This window comes from Catenibacterium sp. UBA627 (genome assembly GCF_002299355.1).
GTDB classification, from domain to species: domain Bacteria; phylum Bacillota_I; class Bacilli_A; order Erysipelotrichales; family Coprobacillaceae; genus Catenibacterium; species Catenibacterium mitsuoka.
Genome location: NZ_DBPF01000103.1, coordinates 1 through 1,780, shown reverse-complemented (window position 1 = coordinate 1,780; position 1,780 = coordinate 1). Strand labels below are relative to the sequence as shown.

General features: G+C 30.2%; 2 protein-coding genes. Both read right to left on the bottom strand.

Annotated elements, in window-relative coordinates:
• On the bottom strand, positions 1-501 hold a 501-nt coding region (locus B2S90_RS06465; RefSeq protein WP_286696754.1), incomplete at its 3' end, for a hypothetical protein.
• Positions 502-526: 25 nt separating this feature from the next.
• Positions 527-1,780: hypothetical protein (locus B2S90_RS06460; protein WP_286696753.1), on the bottom strand; the 1,254-nt coding region annotated here is incomplete at its 5' end.

The window sequence follows — 1,780 nt, the reverse complement described above, 5'->3', positions numbered from 1 at the left end:
TTTCAAGAAAAGAGTGATTTTATCTTTTTTTCTCTCACATAAAACAACTAATACAACATAAAATATCAAGAAAATCAAAGTAAGTATTCCTCCCTTAGATAAAAGAAAAGAATACAAAAACTCTGATGCTTCTCTTTTATTTGTTTCAACTATCAGAGTAATAATATCTGGCTGTAAAGTTTTATTAAACACCAAATGCAAAAACAAGCATACAGCAAATAATAATAACGCAAAAGTGTAAAGACTTATCTTAATAAATCTGTTTCGGATATAAAAAACAAATAAGGTAAAAAGATAAGAGATCGCTCCAGCTCTAGGAAAATCAATAAAAAAGAAATCGAACACACGATTCATAAAAAAATAATGAACGTGCGAAGGAATAAATCTTATCGGCATAATCGTAATTGCCAATAAGAATAAAAGAAAGAAAGGAAACTCCTTAACAATAGGAGTTTGCAATATCTTTAACCATTTTATAATATATTTTTTCAGACTTACCATAATTTTATTTTTTATGAACATATCACTATAGAAAACTTATTACCTTTAATGAAACTTTATATATAACCAACAAAGCATTTCCTATCTCAGAGTTTCTTAACAGACCAAATGTACCCTGACCTGTCCATTCTACAGTACCCACACATAGTAACAGTAACCATATCTTAGTATAAGATGGCGGTAAAATTCGATTGATCCATTTCAAAAAGTGAGCTACGTATCCCGTCAAAAGACTTGGTAACAATTCATTAAAATCTTCCTCCTTTAGAGTAAATAACACGATGTAAGAAGATAAAGAAGCATACATGATGATACGAGTATAGTCTGTTGACAATATAGTAAACATAGGAATTAAACATACCATAATCCCTAAAAATAAAGTACTATAACACAGGTTTTCTTGCCGATTCTTATCACTAGAAGAACAATACACAGTATTTATCATCGTATTCATATAGATAGCCAAAACTATACTAACCACACTACCTATTATATTAGGAATATGGAATACCTTATCCAAGAAATTATAATGAAGATGAAATAACATAACATATCCTTTATCATATGAAAGAAAATCCATCACATTTGGAAATTCCAAGAAAGGTTCAGTACTTTTACGTATCAAAAGATATTGTTCCATACTTCCTGAAAAATGAAGACAGAGTAAAAATACTAGCATAGATGGTATCCAACAACAGATAGTTTTCCACAAATAACGAACTTTTAAACGAGTTATCAACAACAGGAGTGGAAAAGCCCAAAAAGCAAAGGGTTCGTGGCATAACACAGCTAAGATTGCCAATATATTACCACACAACACCCACCAACGAAAAGGTAAAGACTTCCAAAGTTTTACGATCAGAAGAAATATACACATTATGATAAAATCTCTTCTAAAGAAAGCCAAACCAAAAATACCTATTCCACCCAATAAGAAAGAAATTGGTAAAAATTCTAAAGCATAACCATGCTTACGAAAGTTGCGTATCATATACACAACTATAACAATATATGATAGTAAACTGATTATATAAGCTAAATAGACAGGATTGATTCCCTTGAGATAAAACTGATAGAATATTTCTCCGAGCAACCCTCTACGGATAAATCCACCCTGATAATTGATAAATAAATCGGAAAAATCAAAAAACTGGAAAGTATAGATACTATTATAGATTACCGAAACTATCAGTAATCCCACATAAAAGACTGTCCAACGAGACAAAGCCTTCTTCGTATTCATATATCTCAGAAAGTATTTAAAAATCTGCATTTCAAT